The following is a 17,316-nucleotide window of genomic DNA, read 5'->3' as shown; positions in this document are numbered from 1 at the left end:
CCCCCAGCCTCTCCTTCCTCCGCGACTTCGGCCCCCCGATCGGCCCGTACCTGTTCGTGATCTGGGCGCTGCTGCTGATCGCGGCGATGTCCAACGGCGTCAACCTCACCGACGGGCTGGACGGCCTCGCCGCCGGCCCGGCCGGGATGGTGCTGGCCGCCTACGTCATCATCGGCAACTGGCAGCTGCGCAACAGCTGCGAGTTCGCGCTCGACCCGAAGTGCTACACCGTCCGCGACCCCCTCGACCTCGCGGTCGTCGCGGCGGCCGTGCTCGGCGGCGTGTTCGGCTTCCTGTGGTGGAACGCCCCGCCCGCGAAGATCTTCATGGGCGACACCGGGTCGCTGGCGCTCGGCGGCGTCCTGGTCGGCCTGGCGATCCTCACCCGCACCCAGTTCCTGCTCGCCATCCTGTGCGGGCTGATCGTGATGATCACCCTGTCGGTGATGATCCAGGTCGGCGGGTTCAAGATGACCGGCAAGCGCGTGTTCAAGATGGCCCCGCTGCAGCACCACTTCGAGCTGTCCGGCTGGGCCGAGACCACGATCGTCGTGCGGTTCTGGCTGATGTCCGCGCTGTTCGTCGCGATCGGCATCGGCCTGTTCTACCTGGAATGGATGCCGAAGAATTGAGCGGCCGCCGCCGGGAGTGCGGGCCGGGCCGTGCCGGCGGCGCCGGGGCGTTCGCGCGACACGCGTCCGATGTCCCCGCCGCGGGCGCCCCCGGCCCCGACACTGGGGCCATGAACCGCGCCGTTGCCGAGCCCCCCGGGCGCGCCCGCCGCGCCGCCGGGCGCCGCGCCGGAACCGTCCGGTAGACATGGCCGCCGTACCGGCCGACGAGGACGACGGCGGCCGCCCGGGGCCGCGCGAGCAGGTCGTCGCCGCCATCGGGCTGCTCGACCGTCCGCTGACGTCCTACTACCTGGTGCTGGGCTGCACGGTCATGCTGCTCGCGCTGGGCCTGACGATGGTGCTGTCGGCGTCCAGCGTCGCCCAGATCCAGGCGACGGGCTCGGCGTTCACGCTGTTCCAGAAGCAGGCCCTGTGGATGGCGATCGGGCTGCCCGGCATGTGGCTGGCGTCCCGCCTGCCCGTGCGGACGTTCCGCGCGCTCGCCTACCCGATGCTGCTGCTCGCGATCGTGATCCTCACACTGGTGCTGGTCCCCGGGCTCGGCCGCAGCGCGGGCGGCGCGACCCGCTGGGTCGACCTCGGGCCGGTGCAGGTGCAGCCGTCCGAGCTGGCCAAGCTCGCACTCGTGCTGTGGGGCGCCGACCTGCTGGCCCGCAAGGACCGCCTCGGCCAGCTCACCGAGTGGCGGCCGCTGCTGGTCCCGCTGATGCCGGGCGCGGGACTGCTGGTCCTGCTGGTGATGATGGGCAGCGACCTCGGCACCACGCTGGTGCTGCTCACCATCTTCCTCGGGCTGCTGTGGGTCGTCGGCGCGCCCGGCCGGCTGTTCGTCGGCATGGCGGGGCTGGTCTGCCTGCTGGTGTCGATCCTCATCGTCGTCGAGCCGTACCGGATGCAGCGGCTCACCGGCTTCCTCGACCCGTCCGGCAACCAGCTCACCACGAACTACCAGAGCACGCAGGGCCTGTACGCGCTGGCGTCCGGCGGCCTGTTCGGCACGGGGCTCGGGGAGGGCCGCGCCAAGTGGGACTACCTGCCCGAGGCCGAGACCGACTTCATCTTCGCCATCATCGGGGAGGAGTTCGGGCTCGTCGGCACCCTCGTCGTCCTGTCGCTGTTCGGGCTGCTCGCCTACGCCGGGCTGCGGATCGCGCGGCGGGTGAAGGACCCGTTCACCCGGCTCGCCGCGGCGGGCGCGACGGCGTGGCTCGTCGTGCAGGCCATCGTGAACATCGGCGCGGTCATCGCCGTCCTACCCATTACCGGGATCCCGCTTCCGCTGGTGTCCTACGGCGGTTCGGCCCTCATCCCGAGCCTGTTCGCGCTCGGGATGCTGCTCGCGTTCGCCAAACGCGAGCCGGGTGCCAGGCAAGCACTCTCCGCACGGGGCCCCGGACCGGTCGTGAGGGCTCTAAGCTGGCTGGGTCTGGCACGGCGCTGAACCCCCTCCGGGGGCCGGGGGCCTCCCCGGACCGACTCGCCCCCTCCGGGGTGCCGTCGCCGCGTCCGTGTGCGCGCCCGCACGCCGGACGTACGGCACCCGACAAGTCGAACACGCTGAGGAGTTGTCAACCAGCATGAGGGTTGTCCTGGCCGGCGGCGGCACCGCCGGACACATCGAGCCCGCACTGGCTCTCGCGGACGCGCTGCGCCGCAACGACCCCAACGTCGGGATCGTCTGCCTCGGCACCGAGCGGGGCCTGGAGACGCGCCTCGTCCCGCAGCGCGGCTACGAGCTCGCCCTGATCCCCCCGGTGCCGCTGCCGCGCACCCTGACCCCGCAGCTGCTGTCGGTCCCCGGCCGGCTGCGCGGCGCGATCAACGCGGCGGCGGCCGTCCTCGACCAGGCCCGCGCCGACATCCTCGTCGGGTTCGGCGGCTACGTCGCCACCCCCGGCTACCTGGCCGCGCGCAAGCGCAAGGTGCCGATCATCGTCCACGAGGCCAACCCCAAGCCCGGCCTCGCCAACAAGCTCGGCGCGCGCTTCACCGACCACGTCGCGGTCTCGCACGCCGACTCGCCGCTGCCCAACCCGACCTTCGTCGGCATCCCGCTGCGCCGCGAGATCTCCACCCTCGACCGGCTCGCGATGGGCGACAAGGCCCGCTCCTACTTCGGGCTCCTGCCCGACCTGCCGACCCTGCTGATCTTCGGCGGCTCGCAGGGCGCGCGCTCGCTCAACCAGGCCGCGGTGGCCGCCGCGCCGTACTTCCGGCAGGCGGGCATCCAGGTCCTGCACATCGTCGGGCCGAAGAACAACGAGCAGCCCGAGCCGGTGTCCGGCGGCCCCCAGTACGTCACGATCCCGTACTGCGACCGGATGGACCTCGCCTACGCCGCCGCCGACATGGCCATGTGCCGCGCCGGCGCGATGACCTGCGCCGAGCTGGCCGCGGTGGCGCTGCCCGCGGCGTACGTGCCGCTGCCGATCGGCAACGGGGAGCAGCGGCTGAACGCGGAGCCGATCGTCGCGGCGGGCGGCGGCCTCCTCGTCGACAACGCCGACCTCACGCCCGAGTGGATCGTGCAGAACGTGCTGCCGGTGCTGGGCGACCCCGGCCGGGTCGCGGCGATGTCGGAGGCCGCCGGGCGGATGGGCCGCCGGGACGCCGACGTCGCGCTCGCCCAGATGGTGTACGACGTGGTCCGCTCGGCGGGCACCGCCCGATGAGCATGGTCGATCCAAGCGGCGTCGTGCCCGCCGGCGAGCTCGGCCGGGTCCACTTCATCGCCATCGGGGGCGCGGGGATGTCCGGCATCGCCCGCATCATGCTGCGGCGCGGCATCGCCGTGTCCGGCAGCGACGCGCGCGACTCCGAGCTGCTCACCCAGCTCGGCGACCTCGGCGCGAAGGTCTTCGTCGGGCACGACGCCGCGTACCTGGGCGACGCCGACACCGTGGTCGTCTCCACCGCGATCCGGGACGGCAACCCCGAACTGGTCGCCGCCCGCGAGCGCGGCCTGCGGATCCTGCACCGCTCCGCCGCGCTCGCCTCGCTGATGGCGGGCCGCCGGGCGGTCGCGGTCGCCGGCACGCACGGCAAGACCACGACGACGTCGATGCTCACGGTCGCGCTCCAGCACGCGGGCGCCGACCCGTCCTACTGCATCGGCGGGCAGCTGGTCACCACCGGGCTCGGCGCCGACGAGGGCACCGGCGACGTGTTCGTCGCCGAGGCCGACGAGAGCGACGGCTCGTTCCTCATGTACACCCCGCACATCGCGGTCGTCACCAACGTCGAGGCCGACCACCTCGACAACTACGGCGGCTTCGAGATGGTGAAGGAGAACTTCGCCAAGTTCGCCGACCGGATCGAGCCCGGCGGGACGCTCATCGCCGGCGCCGACGACCCGGTCGCGGTGGAGCTGGCGGACCGGGCGCGGGCGCGCGGCCTGACCGTCCGGACGTACGGGGAGGCCGAGGGCGCCGACCTGCGGGTGACCGGCTTCACCCCGCGCGGTCTCGGCTCCCGGTTCCACCTCGGCGGGTTCGGCGAGGTCGAGCTGGGCGTCCCCGGCCGGCACAACGCGCTGAACGCCGCCGCCGTGGTCGCGGTCGCGCAGGCCCTCGGCCACGACGACGCGCCCGTCCGCGCGGGTCTCGCCGCGTTCGGCGGCGCGATGCGGCGGCTGGAGCGCAAGGGCGAGGCCGGCGGCGTCGAGGTGTTCGACAGCTACGCCCACCACCCCACCGAGCTGACCGCCGACCTGGACGCCACCCGCGACTACCTGGGCGAGAAGGAGGGCGGCGGCCGCATCGTCGCGGTCTTCCAGCCGCACCTGTACAGCCGCACCCGGTTCTTCGCCGCCGAGTTCGGCGCCGCGCTCGGCCTCGCCGACGTCGCCGTCGTCATGGACGTCTACGGCGCCCGCGAGGACCCGGAGCCCGGCGTCACGGGCGCGCTGGTCGCGGACGCCGTCCCGGCGGGCACCGAGACCGTCTACGCGCCCGTCCGCGCCGAGGTCCCCGGCCTCGCCGCCTCGCTGGCCCGCCCCGGCGACGTCGTCATCACCCTGGGCGCCGGCGACGTCACCGCGCTCGGCCCCACAATCCTGGACAACCTCGCCACCTGATCTTTTGCAGTCCAGGCCCACTTCGCTCGGCTAGCGGCTCGCTACGTGACCTGGCCTGTGCGAGCGCGGCATCGCTTCGCGATCTTCCCAGGGAGGCTCGCCATCGGCCTCGCCTCCCGGGTCAGGTAAGGCGCTCGCGTGCATGGCCGGGGTCACTTCGGACCACGTTCTATGACACGCCGCCGGAGTGCGGTCGGGCCCGGCCGGGGGAGAACGGTGCAAAGCTTGCGTCATGACCGAGTCGCAGACGGGTCGGCGGGCGGCACCGGAAGAGGAGCAGGAGCGCGAGCGGCGTGGTCGGCCGGCGCGGTGGAAGGTCGTGTTCGTCAGCCTGCTGGTCGTGGCGGCGCTCGCCGCGGTGACGTGGGTGCTGCTCGGCTCGCGGCTGCTGGTGGTTCGGCACGTCGAGGTGACCGGCACGGAGCTCGCCGCCCCCGACCGCGTCGTCGCCGCCGCCGGGATCAGCCTCGGCAAGCCGATGGCGCGGCTGGCGACCGGGGAGATCGGGGAACGGGTCGAGCGGCTCCGGGAGGTCGAGTCCGCGGAGATCGAGCGGCACTGGCCGGGCACCGTCCGCATCGTGGTGCGCGAGCGGATCCCCGTGGCCGCGTTCGAGCGCGGCGGGCGCCACCACCGCATCGACCGGCACGGTGTGGTCGTGGCTGACGGGGAGGCCAGGCCGTCCGGCCTTCCGGCGCTGGCCGTCGCCACGCCCGGACCGTCCGACCGGACGACGCTGGCCGCCCTGTCCGTGCTCTCCGGCCTGCCGGAATGGATGGCGAAGAACGTGCGCGAGGTCGGGGCGACCGGGCCCGAGGCGGTCACGCTGCGGATGGCGAGCGGGCAGACGGTGGTGTGGGGCGCCGCGGAACGGGCAGAGGAGAAGATCAGGCTGCTGGAGGCGCTGTGGCGCACGGCGGCGGGGCGGGCCGTCCGCACCGCCGACGTCAGCGCGCCCGAGGTGCTCAAGACGCAGTGACGCGCGGGCCGCCGGCACGAAGGCCGGCCGCTCTCGGGGACGTGTTCGCGGCGCCGTTCGGGTCCGGTGCGTGTGTCGCGGCGATTCCGGTCGCCCGATGGGGCACGCTTGAACGGCCGCCCGCGTCCGGCGGGCGGCGCGGACGGACCGATGCGCGAGGCGGGAGGGGACGGCGGCGTGCACTGCCCCGGAACAACCAGATCTCCTTCGCCGACCAGGGCAAATCCGTGCCCAGTGCGACACGCCGGTGGAGTTGGGGGGAGGTTAGTTGACCCTGGCCGTAAGGCCGCCCTACTGTCCGTATCAGTCCTCAGGTTGACATAACTGTAAGCCTCAGGTTGAGGGTGAGGGTTCAGGGTGACCGGCGAGCATGCCGGATCCCGCCCGGGCTCGGCCCGCAAAAAGCACACAGGTCAGGAAAACCGCGGCGGCACGGTCGGCAGACCGGGCAGGGCGGTCGGATAGAGCGGAAAGGCCCCTCGTCGTGGCAGCACCGCAGAATTACCTCGCGGTCATCAAGGTCGTCGGCATCGGCGGCGGCGGCGTCAACGCCGTCAACCGGATGATCGAAGAGGGACTCAAGGGCGTCGAGTTCATCGCGATCAACACGGACGCCCAGGCGCTGCTGATGAGTGACGCCGACGTGAAATTGGACGTGGGCCGCGAGCTCACCCGGGGCCTCGGCGCCGGCGCGAACCCGGACGTCGGCCGCAAGGCGGCCGAAGACCACCGGGAGGAGATCGAAGAGGTCCTCAAGGGCGCCGACATGGTGTTCGTCACCGCCGGAGAGGGCGGCGGCACCGGCACCGGCGGCGCGCCCGTGGTGGCCAACATCGCGCGCTCGCTCGGCGCGCTGACGATCGGCGTGGTCACCCGCCCGTTCAGCTTCGAGGGCAAGCGCCGCGCGATGCAGGCCGAGGCCGGCATCGAGACGCTGCGCGACGAGGTCGACACCCTCATAGTGATCCCCAACGACCGGCTGCTGTCGATCTCCGACCGGCAGGTCAGCGTGCTGGACGCGTTCAAGGCCGCCGACCAGGTGCTCCTGTCCGGTGTGCAGGGCATCACGGACCTCATCACCACCCCGGGCCTGATCAACCTGGACTTCGCGGACGTCAAGTCCGTCATGTCCGGCGCCGGCTCGGCGCTGATGGGCATCGGCTCCGCGCGCGGCGACGACCGCAGCGTCGCCGCGGCCGAGATGGCGATCTCCAGCCCGCTGCTGGAGGCCAGCATCGACGGCGCGCACGGCGTGCTGCTGTCGATCTCCGGCGGCTCCGACCTCGGCCTGTTCGAGATCAACGAGGCGGCGCAGCTGGTGTCCAACGCCGCCGCGCCCGACGCGAACATCATCTTCGGCGCGGTCATCGACGACGCGCTGGGCGACGAGGTCCGGGTGACGGTGATCGCCGCGGGTTTTGACGAGGGCCGACCCGTGAAGCCGGCCCCCGAACCGGAGAGCAAGCGCCTGCCACCGCCGCCGCGCCCGGTGCCGCCGCCCGCGTCGGCCAACCCGATCCCGAGCCGGGTCGGGCGGTCGGACGGCGGGCCCGCGCACCAGTCCGCCGCGCAGCCCGCGTCCCAGCAGCCCGCGCAGCAGGCGCCCCAGCAGTCGGTGGCGCAGGCCGCCGCCGCGCCGCAGCAGCCGCCGGCGTCCGCGGCCGCCCCCGCGCCGCCGCGCTCCGAGAGCGACCGGGCCCAGCCGCCCGCCGCGCCGGGCCGCGACGACCGGGCCGCCGGGCGCGGTGAGTCGGCCGAGCCCGCCCGGCCGGACGGCGCGTCCCAGCCGGGTCCGGCCGCCGACCGCGACTCCGCCGCGTCCGCGGGGGAGTCCGGCGGCTCGCGCGCACCCGCACCCCGGCCGTCCGCGGAGCAGTCGCCCTCGCGGGTGCACGCCGGGGAGAACGACGGCGGCGGCCCGGCCTCGTCCGGGCAGCGCCGCCGTCCCGTGGTGTTCGACGAGGACGACGACCTCGACGTCCCCGACTTCCTGAAGTGATCACCACCGTCGCCCTGGGGGGCGGCGTCGGCGCCGCCTTCACCGGACGCGCCGGCGGCGTGAGCCCCGACCCCTACGACTCCCTCAACCTGGGCGGCGCGGTCGGCGACGACCCCGCGGCCGTCCAGGAGAACCGGCGGCTCGCCGCCCGCGCGCTCGGCGTCGACCCCGGACGCACCGTCTTCATGCGGCAGGTGCACGGCGCCGACGTCGCGTTCGCCACCTCCACCGACCTCCCCGGGCCCGTCGACGCGACCGTCACCGACGTGCCCGGCCTCGCGCTCGCCGTGCTGGTCGCCGACTGCGCGCCCGTCCTGCTCGCCGACCCCGCGGCCGGGGTCGTCGGCGCCGCCCACTCCGGCCGCCCCGGGACCGCCGCCGGCGTCGTCCCCGCGCTGGTGAAGGCGATGTGCGAGCGCGGCGCGGAACCCGCCCGGATGACCGCCGCGATCGGCCCCGCCGCATGCGGCGGCTGCTACGAGGTCCCCGGGGCGATGCGGGACGAGGTCGCCGCCGTGGTCCCCGCCGCGTACTCCACCACGTCCGAGGGCACCCCCGGCCTCGACATCCGCGCCGGCATCGCCGAGCAGCTCGCCGCCGCCGGCGTGACCTCGGTGCGGGTCGACCCCCGCTGCACCATCGAGGACCCGGGCCTCTTCTCCTACCGCCGCGACGGCCGCACCGGCCGCTTCGCCGGCTACGTCTGGCTCAAGGGCGACGCGTGACCGAGGAGCGCGCCACCGAGGAGCGCCGCGCCGAACTCGCCGAGGGCATCGCCGGCGTCCGGGCGCGCATCGCCGCCGCCTGCGCCGCCGCCGGCCGGGACCAGTCGGAGATCACGCTGATCGCCGTCACCAAGACCTTCCCCGCGTCCGATGTGCGGCTGCTGGCCGGACTCGGCCTCACCGACATCGGCGAGAACCGCGACCAGGAGGCCCGCCCGAAGGCCGCCGAATGCGCCGACCTCCCCCTCACCTGGCACTTCGTCGGCCGGCTGCAGACCAACAAGGCCGGCGCCGTCGCCGGGTACGCCGACGTCGTGCACTCGGTGGACAGGCCCCGGCTGGTCACGTCCCTGTCGAATGCCGCCGTCCGCGCCGGCCGCGCGCTGCGCTGCCTCGTCCAGGTCTCCCTGGACGAGGGGACCCCCTCCGAGGTGCGGGAACGGGGCGGCGTGCCCCCCGTCGACGCACCCTCGCTCGCCGACCGGATCGCCGAGGCCGACGGCCTGGAACTCGGCGGGGTGATGGCCGTCGCCCCGCTCGGCGCCGACCCGCTGCCCGCCTTCACGCGGCTGGGCGAGGTCGCCGCCCGGCTGCGCCGGAACCATCCGGCCGCTTCGATCGTCTCTGCGGGTATGAGCGGCGATCTGGAACAGGCGATCGCGTGCGGCGCGACACACCTGCGGGTCGGTACGGCGTTGCTCGGCGGCCGACGGGCAATCGTCAGGTAATGTCCCCCGAGTGGTACCTGCCGCAACGCGGGACGCCACATCGGGTGGACGGAAGTCCGACGAACGGAAGTCCGACGACGGCGCCGGATGCGCCCGGAGCCGCGGCCACAGGACACGGAGGGGCGTATGGCCAGCGCGATGCGCAAGATGGCGGTCTACCTCGGCCTTGTGGAGGACGACCGCTACGACGACAAGTACGGCGACTACGACGACTACGAGCTCTACGACGAAGAAGCCGACACCGGGCAGGGCCGCCGTCGCGAGGACGAATCCGGCGGCCAGCTTACCCGAGCGGACGAGAGCGCGGACCGCGAACGCGACCATCACTCCACGTCGACGATCGAGCGGCGCTCGGTAGCGCTCTACGAGTCCGGTACCACCGACCTCGCGCGTATCACTACGCTGCACCCGAGGACCTACAACGAAGCGCGGACCATCGGGGAGCACTTCCGGGAGGGCACGCCGGTGATCATGAATCTCACCGAGATGGTCGACAGCGACGCCAAACGTCTGGTCGACTTCGCGGCGGGTCTCGTGTTCGGCCTGCACGGGAGCATCGAGCGTGTTACGAACAAGGTGTTCCTCCTGTCACCCGCCAACGTGGAGGTGACGGCGGAGGACAAGGCCCGGATGGCCGAACGAGGCTTCTTCAACCAGAGCTGAGAGCGTACTTGCGAGAGAACCAGTGAACATCGTTGGCACCATCCTGCAGGCGATCCTGTACTTCTTCCTCCTGTTCCTGATCGGGAGGCTGATCCTGGAGATCCTGCAGTCCTTCGCCCGGCAGTGGAGGCCGACCGGGGTCCTGCTGGTGATCGCCGAGGCGACCTACACCGTCACCGATCCGCCCCTGAAATTCCTTAGACGCTTCATCCCGCCCATCCGACTGGGTAACGTTGCGCTGGACCTCAGCTTCACCGTGCTCATCCTTGTGGTCTGGATCTTGATCATCATCGTCGGCTCCGCGTTCGGTGGAGTCTAGGTGGATCGGATACCGTCCTTTGGGACATACTCCAAGCGCGCCAAGGAGACGAGAACATGCCGCTGACACCCGCCGATGTGCGGAACAAGCAGTTCAGTACCACCAGGCTGAGGCCGGGGTACGACGAGGAGGAGGTGGACGCCTTCCTCGACGAGGTCGAGGCAGAGCTGGACCGCCTCATCCAGGAGAACGAGGAACTGCGGGCCAAGCTCGCCGAGTGCCTGCGCGGCAAGGTTCCCGCCATGGCCGCTCCCATCGTGGAGCCGAAGCCCGACGTCCAGAAGATCCCCGAGCCGCCGCGTCCCGAGCCGCAGCCGCAGCCCGAGCCGGAGCCCGTGCTCGGCGGCCTCGGCATGGCCCCCGCGCACAGCGGCGAGGACAACATGGACACCGCGGCCCGCGTGCTCGCGCTGGCCCAGCAGACCGCCGACCAGGCGATCGCCGACGCCCGCCGCGAGGCCGACGAGACGCTCGGCCGCGCTCGCCGCGAGGCCGAGGAGATCCTCGGCAAGGCCCGCCGGCAGGCCGACCAGATCGTCAGCGAGGCCCGCTCCCGCGCCGAGGCCCTCGACCGCGACGCGCAGGAGCGCCACCGTCAGGTCATGGGCTCGCTCGTGCAGCAGCGCGAGGAGCTCGAGCGCGAGGTCGACAACCTGCGCGCGTTCGAGCGCGAGTACCGCAGCCGCCTGAAGGTCTACCTGGAGGGCCAGCTGCGCGACCTGGAGGCCGGCAGCACCGAGACGGGTGCGTTCGCCGCCGTCCCGGGCGCCGCCCAGACGCAGAGCCCGCCGCAGACGGGCCCGCAGAGCACCGTCCCGCACGCCGAGAACCGCAACGGCGGCACCGGACCGGCGCCCGGCCAGTTCCCGCCGCCCGCCGAACACCAGCAGGTGCAGCACTCGGCCACCGGGGCCTTCCACTCCGGAGGCGACAACCCGCCGCACGAACGGCGCTGAACCGGCGTCGCGGGCGATAGTGTCTTCCCTACCGCCGGCGCCGAGGGTGGCATCGCGGCCATCCCGGCGGCGCGGGAGGAGTGCGGCAGGGGCGTGCCGGCCCGGAGCCGAGCGGCCTGAACGAGGGAGAGAAACCCTGTGATCATCCTGAGCGGCGTCCTCGTGGTCGTGGCGATCGCCCTGCTCGTCGCGGGCATCGTCGCCGGCAACGGAGACAGCGCGGAGGTCTTCAACCTGGACGCGCTGTTCGTGATCTACATTTCGATCGCGGTCAGCATCGTCTCGGCGCTCTGCCTGGCCATCGGGGTGTTCCTGCGCCGCAAGGAGATCTTCCCGGGCGCCGCGGCGGCGCCCGCCCGCAAGACCCGGAAGACCGCCAAGAAGGACAAGCGCAAGAAGCCCGCGCCCGCCGCGTCCACCGCGAGCGCGAAGGGCGCCCCGGCGACCACCGCCCCGGCGGCGGACCCGGCCGACGACGAGGTGGAGATCCCCGCCCCGCCGGCCGACGTCCCCGACGACGCGCTGGTGTTCGTCGTCCGCGGCCGCAAGCGCTACCACCTCGACACCTGCCGCCAGCTCGCCGGACGCGAGACCGAAGAGCTGACCTACGCCGAGGCCAAGGAGGAGGGGTTCAGCCCCTGTACCGCCTGCATGCCCGACACCGCACTGGCGGCGCGCGCCGCGGCGTCGGCACCAGCGTCCCCCGACGCGAGCAGGGCGGGCAGGGACGGGGCCCCGCCTCCGAAGCCCGGCGCGGCACGCCCCGAGGGCGGCCTGGCGGGCCTCGCCAAGCCGGCGCCCAGCCCGGCGCCCGCTCCCACTTCTTTCGACCGGACGGCCGAGATCCCGCGTCCGGAGCCGGCGGACGAGCCGGAGCGCCCCGCGCCCGGCCCCGCCGGACCGACCCTCACCGACATGCCGGTCGCGAGCATCTTCACGCCCCAGAAGCCCGCCGAGCCGGAGCCGAAGGAGCCCGTCCCGGAGGAGGAGCCCGCCGAGCCCGCCTCCCGCTCAGCGGACATCGCCCCCGAGCCGGAACCCGCGTCCGACGACGCGGCCCCGGAGGCCGACACCGCCCCGGAGACCGCGGCTCCGAAGCCCCGCGACGCCGACGAGGACGCCCCCGCGCCGCAGTCGGCCGCGCCGCAGGCGGCCCCGGACGCCGACGACGACGAGGGCCCGCAGGTCCGCATCCTCAGCGGCACCAAGCGCTACCACCGCACCGACTGCGCCCTCATCGAGGACATCGGGGACGAGGCCGACGACCTGGAGTCGCTGTCCCGCGGAGAGGCCAAGTCCCGCGGCTGCACGCCCTGCCTCGTCTGCCAGCCCGACCGCGAGCACGCCCGCGACTGACCGCTACGGCGACTGACAGGGCGCCCGCGCCGGGCGCCCTCAGTGGCCGTGGCGGCGCTCGTGCAGCCGGCGCAGCTCCTTGTGCCGGTTCTTCCGGCCCTTGCCGCTCAGCTCCTTGCGCGTGACGGACACGCCGCCGAACAACGTCACGCCCGTCACCCGGATCACCGGCGCGTCCGGCGCCACCGTGTCGTCCTCCGGCATGTCGTTCCCGCCGAAGATCGCCACATTGGACCCCACCACCCGGACACCGGGCGGCACCACGATGTCCACGCCGCCGAACACGCAGATGACGTTGACGGTCACCTCGGCCTGGCTGAGCACCGCCTGCCGGAAGTCCACGTCCACGCCGGCGAAGATGCACGTCACATTCGTGCTGCGCTCGACCAGCCAGCGCCCCTTCCGCTCCGCCCCGCCGAACACCGCCACGATGTTCGGCGACTGCGGCGGAGGCGGCGCGGGCACCCGCGCCTCCTTACGCAGATCCACCCGCGGCCCCGCCGCGGCCGGCAGATCACTGAGCACCGGCTCCAGGTCCGCGTACGTCTTCGCCTTGTACACCAGGTCGATGCGCTCGGCGTGCTCCTCCGGGGTGATGCGCCCCTCCGCCAGCGCCTCACGCAACCGATCGGCGACCTGATCACGATCCGCGTCCGACGCGCGCATGGCCGGAGGGGACGACCGCCCAGGGGACTCGGAGGGCTGCTCGGAAAGACTCACCCCCCAATCATTGCAGTGCTGGTCCAGGGGGGCGACCCCCTGGAACCCCCGGTCCGAGCCGGTCGATCCTCACGCCACCGTTGCGGTCTGGTGTGACCGTGCCAGGCGTGTGAGTGTCGCTGCGGTCGCCCGGCTCGGCGGGTCGTGCGGCCTGCGCTCGCTGCGCTCGCTCCGGCCGCACGACCCGTAAGCGATCACTCAGGTGGGTGTTCTTCTGAGAAACCGTGGTTTCAGGTGGTGGTTTTGCGGAGGTAGTAGGTGAGGCCCAGTTCCTCGTCTCTTGTTGCGGGGAGGGAGTCGGGGCGGCCCTCGGTCACGGTGGTCGCCAGGACTTCGGAGGCCACTTCGTCCGAGTGGGCGCGGAGGGCCTCTGCCAGGTCGGTGCCGGTCGCCTCCCACCACAGGTCGATGCGGTCGGTCACCTCCAGGCCCGCGGCCTTGCGGGCCTCCTGGACCAGGCGGACGGCCTCGCGGACCAGGCCGGCGCGGCGCAGCTCGGGGGTGACGGTGAGGTCGAGCGCCACCGTCTCGCCGGCGGCGCTCTCCACCGCCCAGCCGCTGCGCGGACGCTCGGTGACGATCACGTCGTCGGGGGACAGGGGGACCCTGCCCAGGCCCTCGGGCTCCACCTCGGCGGTGCCGGCGCGGAGCGCGCCGACCAGGGTCGCCGGGTCGGTCGACGTGATCGCCTTGGCGACCTTCGGGGTGTCCTTGGCGTAGCGCTTGCCCAGCTCGCGGAAGTTGGGCTTCACCTCGTACTCGACCAGGTCGCCGCCGATAGAGGAGAGCTCCTCGAAGCCGAGGACGTTGAGCTCCTCGGAGATCTGCGCGCGGAGCTGATCGGGCAGCGCGGCCCAGCCGGCGGCGCCGACCAGGGCGCGGCCCAGGGGCTGGCGCGTGCGGACGCCGCTGGCGGCGCGGGCCGAGCGGCCCAGTTCGACCAGGCGGCGGACGAGGGCCATCTGCTCCGTCAGCGCGTCGTCGAGGACGTGCTCGTTCACGACCGGCCAGTCGGCCAGGTGCACCGACTCGGGGCCGTCGGCGGGGCGGATGACGTCCCACACGTGGTCGGTGATGAACGGCACCAGCGGCGCCATCAGGCGGGTGAGGGTCTCCAGGCACTCGTAGAGGGTCGCGAAGGCCGCGGAGCCGTCGGGGGTCTCGGGGCCCTCCCAGAAGCGGCGGCGGGAGCGGCGCACGTACCAGTTGGACAGGTCGTCGACGAACTGGGACAGGAACCGTCCGGCGCGGGCGGTGTCGAAGTCCTCCAGGGCGGCGTCGACCTCGCGGACCGTGCGGTGCAGTTCGGCGAGCGCCCAGCGGTCCAGGAGGGGGCGGTCGGCCGGGGCGGGCGCCTCGGCGAGGCGGTCCGGCGTCCACGCGCGGCCCTGCGCCTGCGCGGCGTTCGCGTACAGGACGAAGAAGGACGCGGTGTTCCAGTAGGTCAGGAGGACCTTGCGGACGATCTCCTCCAGGGCGCCGTGGCCGACGCGGCGGGACGCCCAGGGCAGGCCGCTGGCGGCCATGAACCAGCGGACGGCGTCGGCGCCGTGCTGGTCCATCAGCGGGATGGGCCGCAGCACGTTGCCGAGGTGCTTGCTCATCTTGCGGCCGTCCTCGGCGAGGATCAGCCCGAGGCACACGACGTTCTCGTAGGACGACCTGTCGAAGACGAGCGTGCCCACGGCCATGAGGGAGTAGAACCACCCGCGGGTCTGGTCCTGCGCCTCGCAGATGTACTGGGCGGGGTAGGAGTTCTCGAAGACCTCGTTGTTGCGGTGGGGGGCGCCCCACTGCGCGAACGGCATCGACCCGGAGTCGTACCAGGCGTCGATGACGTCGGGGACGCGGCGCGCCTCCGTCCCGCACTGGGGGCAGGAGAACGTGACGTCGTCCACGTAGGGGCGGTGGGGGTCGAGCGTCGACATGTCGCCGCCGGCGAGCTCGCCCAGTTCTTTCAGGGACCCGACGCAGGTGACGTGGTCGTCGTCGCAGACCCACAGGGGCAGGGGAGTGCCCCAGTAGCGGCTGCGTGAGAGGGACCAGTCGACGTTGTTGCGCAGCCACTCCCCGTACCGGCCGTGCTTGACCGTCCCGGGGTACCAGTTCGTCTTCTCGTTCTCCTCGAGGAGCCGGTCCTTGATCTGGGTGGTGCGGATGTACCAGGCGGGCAGCGCGTAGTACAGCAGCGGTGTGTGGCAGCGCCAGCAGTGCGGGTAGCTGTGCTCGAAGTGCCCGCCGCGGAACAGCAGGCCCCGCTCGCGGAGGTCGTCGGTGAGCGGCTCGTCGGCGTCCTTGAAGAACTTGCCGCCGACCAGCGGCACCTCGGGCAGGAAGCGCCCGTCGGGCCCGATCGGGTTGACGATCGGCATCCCGTAGTTCTTGCAGACGGTCATGTCGTCGGCGCCGAACGCGGGGGCCTGGTGGACGAGGCCGGTGCCGTCCTCGACGGTGACGTAGTCGCCCAGGACGACGTAGTGCGCGTCGGGGATGTCGACCAGGTCGAACGGCCGCCGGTAGGTGGTGCGCTCCAAGTCGGCGCCCTGGTACGTGGCCAGTCGCTCCGCGTCGTCGCCGAGCACCTGGTCGAGGAGGGGTTCGGCCACGACGAGGACTTCGTCGGAGCCCGCGGGCCTGGCGGCGACGTAGGCGACGTCGGGGTGGACGGCGACGGCGGTGTTGGAGACCAGCGTCCAGGGCGTCGTCGTCCAGATGAGCAGCGCGGCGTCCAGTTCGGCGAGCGGGCCGGAGGTCACGGGCATCCGCACGTACACCGACGGGCTGGACACCTCCTCGTAGGCTCCGGGCTGGCCCAGCTCATGGTCGGACAGGCCCGTCCCGCAGCGGGGGCAGTACGGTGTGATGCGGTAGTCGCGGAACAGCAGGCCCTTGTCGAACACCTGCTTGAGCGACCACCAGACGGCCTCGACGTACTCGGCGTCCATCGTGCGGTAGGCCTGGTCGGTGTTGACCCAGTAGCCCATGCGCTCGGTCATCTCTTCGAACGCGTCCACGTGGCGCAGGACCGATTCGCGGCAGCGGTCGTTGAACTCCGCGACGCCGTACTCCTCGATGTCCTTCTTGCCGGTGAGGCCGAGCTCCTTCTCCACGGCGACCTCGACGGGCAGGCCGTGGCAGTCCCAGCCGGCCTTCCGGGGGACGTGGTAGCCCTTCATGGTCTTGAAGCGCGGGAAGACGTCCTTGAACACGCGCGCCTCGACGTGGTGGACGCCCGGCATGCCGTTGGCGGTCGGCGGGCCCTCGTAGAACACCCAGCGGGGACCGGACGCGGTGCGCTCCAGCGACCGCTCGAAGACCTTGTCCTCCTGCCAGCGGCGCAGCATGTCCCGCTCCAGGGCGGGCAGATCGACCTGCGCGGGAAGCGGCCGAAAACCTCGGCTCACGATGGCGGACCTCCGGATCGACGTGACCACGTTGACCGGAGGGACGAGGCGCGTGCCCGGATCGACCGAGCGGCCCCGCGGTACCACCCTCCTTGACCGCGCCGGAACGGCGCGGCCCGCTTCGTTCAGCCTCGGCTGCCGGGTCTACTTGGCCCGCGGACGGTGTCCGGGGGGCCGTTCTTCCGGCGGCTCAGGGGTGATCGGACCGCCGGGCTCGCCCCCGGGCTCGCACCGTCCCCGGGTCGCTCATGGCTGCGTGCGGCGGCAGGTGTCCCCATCAGCGCCTGCCTTCTGGCTTGCCCCGACTGTAACGCACGCGGGGGCGGCTCCTCTTCCCGTTTCCGTGCCGTCCTTGCCCGCTGTGGGGGGCGGTGTCGTTCCTTTGCGATCTCGTGCGGTGTCCTGGGGTTTCCGGGCGATCGGTGCCGGGGCATAAGCGGTCGGTAACGCTGCCCAGGTTGTTTGCCGTGTCCGAGAAAGGGGACTTATGCTGCCCGCACTGCCCGTCGAGGCGACCAGCGCGAGGGGGGCCGACATGGCCGGCGCGAGGAAGGGCACTCTGCCCGCCGAGACACCGCCCGCCGAGAATCCGCCCGCGGAGAACCCGCCCGCCGATGAGGGCGCGGGACCGGGGAGGGCCGCGTCGAAGGCCCCCGCCGCCAAGGGCTCGGCCGCCAAACCGGGCGGGTCCGCGGCGAAGCGCGCCCCCGCCAAGCGCGGCGGGACCGGCGGGGCGGCGGACGGTGCCTCCGGGGAC

The 17,316-nt window shown here is 73.0% G+C and carries 14 protein-coding genes and 1 pseudogene; 13 read left to right on the top strand and 2 right to left on the bottom strand.

Translation table 11 applies throughout. The features are described from left to right. The 12 genes from mraY to E1266_RS25515 form a co-directional block, all read left to right on the top strand. On the top strand, positions 1–632 hold a 632-nt coding region (mraY, locus tag E1266_RS25565), incomplete at its 5' end, for a phospho-N-acetylmuramoyl-pentapeptide-transferase (protein WP_132051151.1). A 187-nt stretch (positions 633–819) separates the two neighbouring features. Further along, complete coding sequence (gene ftsW, locus E1266_RS25560; RefSeq protein WP_132051149.1) at positions 820–2,076, top strand: putative lipid II flippase FtsW; 1,257 nt, start codon at positions 820–822, stop codon at positions 2,074–2,076. Between the two features lie 136 nt (positions 2,077–2,212). After that, positions 2,213–3,307, top strand: coding sequence for an undecaprenyldiphospho-muramoylpentapeptide beta-N-acetylglucosaminyltransferase (gene murG / locus E1266_RS25555; protein WP_132051147.1), 1,095 nt, complete (start codon positions 2,213–2,215; stop codon positions 3,305–3,307). After that, positions 3,304–4,710: a UDP-N-acetylmuramate--L-alanine ligase gene (murC, locus tag E1266_RS25550; protein ID WP_132051145.1), complete on the top strand. Its 1,407-nt coding sequence runs from the start codon at positions 3,304–3,306 to the stop codon at positions 4,708–4,710. Before murG ends, murC begins: the two co-directional genes overlap by 4 nt. A 232-nt stretch (positions 4,711–4,942) precedes the next feature. Continuing rightward, entirely contained in the window at positions 4,943–5,689 is a 747-nt protein-coding gene (locus E1266_RS25545) for an FtsQ-type POTRA domain-containing protein (RefSeq protein WP_243718860.1), read from the top strand. Positions 5,690–6,173: 484 nt separating this feature from the next. Further along, a complete protein-coding gene (gene ftsZ / locus E1266_RS25540) occupies positions 6,174–7,688 on the top strand; it encodes a cell division protein FtsZ (protein WP_132051143.1) in 1,515 nt (504 codons plus the stop codon). After that, positions 7,685–8,413 (top strand): peptidoglycan editing factor PgeF, encoded by a 729-nt coding sequence (pgeF, locus tag E1266_RS38915; RefSeq protein ID WP_207945908.1) that lies wholly within the window; start codon positions 7,685–7,687, stop codon positions 8,411–8,413. Before ftsZ ends, pgeF begins: the two co-directional genes overlap by 4 nt. Continuing rightward, the gene (locus tag E1266_RS25535; protein WP_207945907.1) at positions 8,410–9,141 is read left to right on the top strand and encodes a YggS family pyridoxal phosphate-dependent enzyme; all 732 of its coding nucleotides are present in this window, start codon (positions 8,410–8,412) and stop codon (positions 9,139–9,141) included. Before pgeF ends, E1266_RS25535 begins: the two co-directional genes overlap by 4 nt. A 126-nt stretch (positions 9,142–9,267) precedes the next feature. Further along, positions 9,268–9,804, top strand: coding sequence for a cell division protein SepF (sepF, locus tag E1266_RS25530; protein ID WP_132051139.1), 537 nt, complete (start codon positions 9,268–9,270; stop codon positions 9,802–9,804). A gap of 22 nt (positions 9,805–9,826) precedes the next feature. Next, positions 9,827–10,123: a YggT family protein gene (locus tag E1266_RS25525; protein ID WP_132051137.1), complete on the top strand. Its 297-nt coding sequence runs from the start codon at positions 9,827–9,829 to the stop codon at positions 10,121–10,123. 56 nt (positions 10,124–10,179) lie between these two features. After that, a complete protein-coding gene (locus tag E1266_RS25520) occupies positions 10,180–11,079 on the top strand; it encodes a DivIVA domain-containing protein (protein WP_132051135.1) in 900 nt (299 codons plus the stop codon). Positions 11,080–11,217: 138 nt separating this feature from the next. Then, positions 11,218–12,435: a hypothetical protein gene (locus E1266_RS25515; protein WP_132051133.1), complete on the top strand. Its 1,218-nt coding sequence runs from the start codon at positions 11,218–11,220 to the stop codon at positions 12,433–12,435. Between the two features lie 39 nt (positions 12,436–12,474). On the opposite strand, the gene E1266_RS25510 is transcribed toward E1266_RS25515, so the two are convergent. Then, positions 12,475–13,101, bottom strand: a complete 627-nt coding sequence (locus E1266_RS25510) for a DUF1707 domain-containing protein (RefSeq protein ID WP_132051131.1) — start codon at positions 13,099–13,101, stop codon at positions 12,475–12,477. Between the two features lie 284 nt (positions 13,102–13,385). Further along, positions 13,386–16,559: an isoleucine--tRNA ligase gene (gene ileS, locus E1266_RS25505; protein ID WP_132051129.1), complete on the bottom strand. Its 3,174-nt coding sequence runs from the start codon at positions 16,557–16,559 to the stop codon at positions 13,386–13,388. 535 nt (positions 16,560–17,094) lie between these two features. Here ileS and E1266_RS25495 point away from each other — a divergent pair. Continuing rightward, positions 17,095–17,316: pseudogene (locus E1266_RS25495) on the top strand (hypothetical protein); the annotation flags it as partial.

The organism is Actinomadura sp. 7K534, assembly GCF_004348575.1.
In the GTDB taxonomy this organism is placed as follows: domain Bacteria; phylum Actinomycetota; class Actinomycetes; order Streptosporangiales; family Streptosporangiaceae; genus Spirillospora; species Spirillospora livida.
This window is presented reverse-complemented; position numbering and strand designations above follow the sequence as displayed.

Bases quoted from the DNA above. Each gene is read 5' to 3' on its own strand.
- ftsW (WP_132051149.1), top strand. From the start codon at position 820: ATGGCCGCCGTACCGGCCGACGAGGACGACGGCGGCCGCCCGGGGCCG.
- murG (WP_132051147.1), top strand. From the start codon at position 2,213: ATGAGGGTTGTCCTGGCCGGCGGCGGCACCGCCGGACACATCGAGCCC.
- murC (WP_132051145.1), top strand. From the start codon at position 3,304: ATGAGCATGGTCGATCCAAGCGGCGTCGTGCCCGCCGGCGAGCTCGGC.
- E1266_RS25545 (WP_243718860.1), top strand. From the start codon at position 4,943: ATGACCGAGTCGCAGACGGGTCGGCGGGCGGCACCGGAAGAGGAGCAG.
- sepF (WP_132051139.1), top strand. From the start codon at position 9,268: ATGGCCAGCGCGATGCGCAAGATGGCGGTCTACCTCGGCCTTGTGGAG.
- E1266_RS25520 (WP_132051135.1), top strand. From the start codon at position 10,180: ATGCCGCTGACACCCGCCGATGTGCGGAACAAGCAGTTCAGTACCACC.
- E1266_RS25510 (WP_132051131.1), bottom strand. From the start codon at position 13,101: ATGCGCGCGTCGGACGCGGATCGTGATCAGGTCGCCGATCGGTTGCGT.